We start from the raw sequence: 4,826 nt of genomic DNA on the forward strand, positions 1-4,826 counted from the left end.
CGACGCGGGCCCTGACGACCTGCGGGGCGCCACGCGGGGAATTGCGTTGCGGAGCAGGTGCCCGCAGGGCTACCTTCTGCGGGCTTCGCCTGCTCGCGCTCCCCCGCGCCCCCACCCCGGAGACACCTTGCCGCCACGCATCACGCCGTTGACCGATCCGGACTCCTCCCCGTCGAGCCGGCGTCTGGCCTGGCTGGCCTCGGACGCGGAAGGGGTCCCGGTGGGCTCGGCGTTCCTCGGGCTGTCCGGCCGGAAGGGTCAGGACCATCGCGCCGAGCTGGAGATCGCCGTGCACCCCGCGGAGCGCCGCACCGGAGTGGGCGGCGCCCTGCTGACCGCCGCCCTGACCGCCGCGCGGGAGGACGGACGACGGTCGCTGGTCGCCCGGGTCACGGGCGGCTCGCCCGGCGAACCGTTCCTCGCGGCCCACGGGTTCCGCCCGGTGCTCGCCCTGACGTTCGCCCGCCTCGCGCTGCCGGAACTCGACCTCGCGGCGGTGACGGAGATCGCCGAACAGCCGCACCCCGGCTACGCGTTGACGAGCTGGGACGGCGTCGTGCCGGCCGAGCTGGCGCACACCTTCGCCGACTCCCGGCGGGCCATGGACGACATGCCCATGGAGGACAGCGACCACGCCTTCGACGCCTGGGACGTGGAGCGGGTCGTGGCCGTCGCCGAGGCCGTTCTCGCACGGGGCGAGGCGCTGCACACGGTGGCCGTGGTGGACCGCTCGGACGGCTCCGTCGCCGGCTTCTCGGAACTCGTCGTACCGGGCGACGGGCGGGGCGACGCCCAGCACTACGGTACGGGCGTGCTGCCCGAGCACCGCGGCCACGGCCTCGGGCTGTGGATGAAGGCGGAGTCGGTCCGGGGAGCCCGGCTGCGGTACCCGGAACTCTCCGGCCTGCTCACGGACACGGCCGACAGCAACACGTACATGATCGGCATCAACGAAGCACTGGGCTATCGGCCGACCCACCGGGAGCTGGAGTACCGGCTGGACCTCTGAGGGGCCGGGACGGGGCCGGCGTCAGCCTTCGTACACGTACGGGGTGGTCGTGGTGAGCGGCTGGAAGCCCAGGCGGGTGAGGATCGGGCGGCTCTGACTGGAGGCGTCGACCTGGACGTAGCGGTAGCCGCGCTCGGCGGCGACACGGGCGCGGTGGGAGACGAGGGCGCGGTAGATGCCCCGGCCCCGCCAGGCCTCGACGGTGCCGCCGCCCCACAGTCCGGCGAACCGGGCCCCCGGCAGGAGTTCCATGCGGGCCGCGCTGACCGGGACCTCGCCGACGAGCGCCACGACGGCGACCATCGTGTTCACGTCGCCGGTGAGCTGGGCGAGCAGTTGGTGGCGCAGCAGGGTGCTGTCGCCGCCGAAGGCCTGCTCGTGGACGTCGGCGACCAGGGCCACGCCCTCACGGTCGGTGACCGGCAGGAGCCGTACGCCCTCCGGTGGTTGGACGTCGAGGGCCAGATCGCTCAGCTCGGCGATCATCAGCGTCTCCTCGGGCTGGGCGGTGAAGCCCGCTGCCCGCAGCCGCTGCCCCAGGTCCAGCGGCCGGTCGTGCCCGTACAGCTTCCACTCGAAGCCGCCCCCGAGGCCGGAGAAGAAGCGCACCTGTTCGGCGATGGCCGTGTCGGCGCTCGCCGCGTCGAGGCCGGACCAGACCACCCCGTTCCAGCCCTTGTCCGCGCCGACCTGGCGCACCACCTTGCCGACACGCTCGATCCGGGCACCCGGCGCGTCGGGCCGCGCGCCTTCCCGCATGTCCCGGTCGAACAGCGCCAGTACCGCCGCGTGATCCATGGGGTCACTCCAGCATCCCGGGACGAACGGGGCAACGGGAATAAGTGTCCACGGGTGACGGGAGGGGCATCGTTCGGTCCTCTCCCCCGGCGGCCCCGGGGACGGTCCGCCCCCGGCGGCCCGGACGTGAGGGCGTCCGGGCGGGCCCTTCCTCAGGCCCCGCCCGGACGCCGGTTTCGTGCCGCTCCGGTTCAGCCGGTGGCGGTCAGCTCCTGCTGGGGGACGGAGTTCGGGGTCGCCGCCCGGACCCGGCTCAGTCCGGTGAGGCTGACGAACACCAGGGAGAAGACACCCGCGAGGGCGAAGGCGGTGAAGCCCGCGGTGGTCGAGCCGGTGGCGAGAAGCTGGCCGCCCAGCCAGGGCCCGACGACGGCGCCGAAGCGTCCCATGCCCGAGGTCCAGCCGACGGCCGTGGCGCGGTTGTCGTCCTCGGAGCGGTGGGCCACCGTCGCGTAGATCATCGCCTGGGCGCTGAAGAGGAACAGGCCGGTCAGGAAGACGACGGTGTACGTGAGGGGCAGCGGCATCTTGACGCTGAGGGAGTAGATGCCGATGGCGGTGGCGCCGAACCAGATCGCCGAGATGACCGAGCCGCCGAACCTGTCGGTCAGGCGGCCGCCGATCAGCATGCCGACGATGCCGCCGAGGTTGATGACGATCACGAAGTTGATCGAGGAACCGAGGTTGTAGCCGTTGGCCTTCATCAGCGAGGGCAGCCACTGCGAGACGCCGTAGACGAGGAGGAGACCGCCGAAGGAGGCGATCCAGAAGAGCAGGGTCTGGATCCACCGGCCGCCGCGGAAGAGGGCGGTGACGGCGCTGAAGCGGTCGGCGACGGCCTGGCGCTCCTCGGCGCGGGCGGCCAGGTCGACGCCGTAGCGGCCGGCGAGCGCGCGGGCCTCTTCGGTGCGGCCCTTCGCCTGGAGGAAGGCCATCGACTCGGGCAGGTACACGGCCGCCAGCGGAACCCCGATGAACAGCGGTATCACGCAGATCCAGAAGGAGACCCGCCAGTCGCCCGTCCCGAGCGCGACGAATCCGGCGACGATGCCGCCGGCCTGGTGAGCGGTCATCAGCGAGCCCACGATCAGGGCGCGGCGGCCGCGGGGGGCGTACTCGGTGACCATGGTGATCGCGCTCGGCAGCAGCCCGCCGAGGCCGAGGCCGGCCAGGAAGCGGCCGAGGCTGAAGACGCCCAGGCTCCCGGCGGAGGCGCAGACCGCGGAGGCCAGCGAGAACACGGCGGTCGAGGCGATGATCGTCTTCTTGCGGCCGACCCAGTCGCTGACGGTGCCCGAGCACAGGGCGCCGATCAGCATCCCGAAGGTGGCGTACGAGCCGACGTCGCCGGCCTTGCCGGGGTCGATGCCGAGCGCCTTCGTCTCCAGCATGTGCGGCAGCACGGAGCCGTAGATGAACATGTCGAGGCCGTCGAAGAGGACGACCAGCCAGCAGAGGCCGACGACCAGCGCGGCCAGTCTGCTGCCGCCGCGAGCGGGCAGGGCGAGGGAGGAGGACATCGTTGTTTCCTCTCGTCCAGGAGGTGGGGGCCCTGGAAGGGGGTCGGGGGTGCGGGCCGACGCGGCTCGTGCGGCTGACCCGGTGGTGCGACAGACGCTAAGGAGTGAACTCCTGGAGTGTCAACGTTTTTGTCAACAATCCAGGAAGCAATCAGGCCACCCTGCACGACCGTCGCACGAGCAGCTGAGAAGCAGGTGAAAACGCGCACGGGCGGCACCCGCTCGGTGCCGCCCGTGCGCAGGTACTGGCTGGATCCGGTCGCTCAGTCGTTCGTCCGAGGGGACGCCACGGAGGGTGGTCAGCCGACGGGCGGTGTGCCGTGGGTGTGGAAGGACTCGATGGTCTTCAGACCCCAGGCCTGGCCCTTCTTCCGCTCCTCCTCGGTCCAGGTGATCAGCGGCCAGTCGGGCGCGAGGACGAGGCGGGTGAGCGGGTTGCACAACTCGACGCGGTTGCCGCCGGGTTCGTAGACGTACAGGAAGAACGTCTGCTGGATGGCGTGCTTGTGCGGGCCGGTTTCGATGAACACACCGGTGTCGATGGCGAGATCGGCGGCGCGCAGGATGTCCTCGCGGGTGTCCGTGGCGAACGCGATGTGGTGCAGGCGTCCGCTCGAACCCGTCCAGTCCTCCGTGTAGACGACGTCGTACGACTTGTTGCCGAAGGTCAGCCACTGGGCGGCGATCCGGCCGCTGTCGAGCCGGATCTGCTCGGTCGGACGGGCCCCCAGCGCGTCGCGGACGAAGTCCCCGTTCGCGGCGACGTCGGAGGCGAGGTAGTTCACGTGGTCCAGGCGTCGTACGCCGACCCCGTGGCCGGGTTTGGCCTGCGGCTGGTTCTTCAGGCCGGGCCGCAGGTGCTCGGGCGCCTGGTACCACTCGCTCTCCCAGTACAGGGCGAGTTCGTGGCCGTCGGGATCGGTGGTGACGTAGAGCGGGCCGATACCGGGCTCGTCGTGCACCCAGCGGCCCTCGCGGCCGGCGCTCTCGATCTCCTTGACCCGGCGCTGGAGGGCCTCCTCGCTGGAGGCGCGCAGGGCGGTGCGGCGGATGCCCGAGGTCGTGTGGGCGGTGAGGGTCAGGCTGTGGTGTTCGTAGTCGTCCCAGGTCCGCAGATGGACGGAGTCTCCGGAGCGGCCGTTCTCGGTCAGGCCGAGGTACTCGGTGAAGAAGCGGACGCTGGCGTCCAGGTCGGGGGTGAGCAGTTCGACGTGCCCGAGGTGGGCGATGTCGCCGAGCGGCGGGGCCATGGGGGCTCCTCAGGGTTGATGTGCGGCTCCGGCCGGCCGGGCGAAGACCGTGCCGTCGAAGATCTTGCGGGCGGTGCGGACGACGGCGGTGCGCCGGGCCGCGGGCGGGGCGCCGCCGGGGCCGTGGTCGACACCGGCCTCGATGTCGAGGAATCCGGTGGGATGTTCGATACGCAGCCGGTCGCCCCGGTCGGGCAGGCGCGCTACGGAGTGTCCGACGCCGCCCTCCACGCGCAGCCCGGCGGCGAC

Annotated in this window: 5 protein-coding genes; 1 reads left to right on the forward strand and 4 read right to left on the reverse strand. The window is 71.9% G+C overall.

What is annotated here, in order from left to right; translation table 11 throughout:
- Nucleotides 1-127 precede the first annotated feature (127 nt).
- Nucleotides 128-1,009, forward strand: coding sequence for a GNAT family N-acetyltransferase (locus ACWEBX_RS37350; protein WP_451889183.1), 882 nt, complete (start codon nucleotides 128-130; stop codon nucleotides 1,007-1,009).
- Nucleotides 1,010-1,030: 21 nt separating this feature from the next.
- Here ACWEBX_RS37350 and ACWEBX_RS37355 read toward each other — a convergent pair whose 3' ends face one another.
- From ACWEBX_RS37355 to ACWEBX_RS37370, 4 genes are all read right to left on the reverse strand, one after another.
- A complete protein-coding gene (locus ACWEBX_RS37355) occupies nucleotides 1,031-1,807 on the reverse strand; it encodes a GNAT family N-acetyltransferase (protein ID WP_451889184.1) in 777 nt (258 codons plus the stop codon).
- A 191-nt stretch (nucleotides 1,808-1,998) separates the two neighbouring features.
- On the reverse strand, nucleotides 1,999-3,327 hold the full coding sequence (locus ACWEBX_RS37360) for an MFS transporter (RefSeq protein ID WP_451889185.1): 1,329 nt from the start codon (nucleotides 3,325-3,327) through the stop codon (nucleotides 1,999-2,001).
- A gap of 299 nt (nucleotides 3,328-3,626) precedes the next feature.
- Nucleotides 3,627-4,577 (reverse strand): catechol 2,3-dioxygenase, encoded by a 951-nt coding sequence (locus ACWEBX_RS37365; protein WP_451889186.1) that lies wholly within the window; start codon nucleotides 4,575-4,577, stop codon nucleotides 3,627-3,629.
- A gap of 9 nt (nucleotides 4,578-4,586) precedes the next feature.
- Nucleotides 4,587-4,826, reverse strand: a 240-nt coding sequence (locus ACWEBX_RS37370; protein WP_451889187.1) for a PrpF domain-containing protein, incomplete at its 5' end; no start/stop codon positions are given.

It is taken from the genome of Streptomyces sp. NPDC005070 (assembly GCF_053600395.1).

Coding starts and splice junctions, on each gene's coding strand:
- ACWEBX_RS37365 (WP_451889186.1), bottom strand. CDS start 4,577: ATGGCCCCGCCGCTCGGCGACATCGCCCACCTCGGGCACGTCGAACTG.
- ACWEBX_RS37360 (WP_451889185.1), bottom strand. CDS start 3,327: ATGTCCTCCTCCCTCGCCCTGCCCGCTCGCGGCGGCAGCAGACTGGCC.
- ACWEBX_RS37355 (WP_451889184.1), bottom strand. CDS start 1,807: ATGGATCACGCGGCGGTACTGGCGCTGTTCGACCGGGACATGCGGGAA.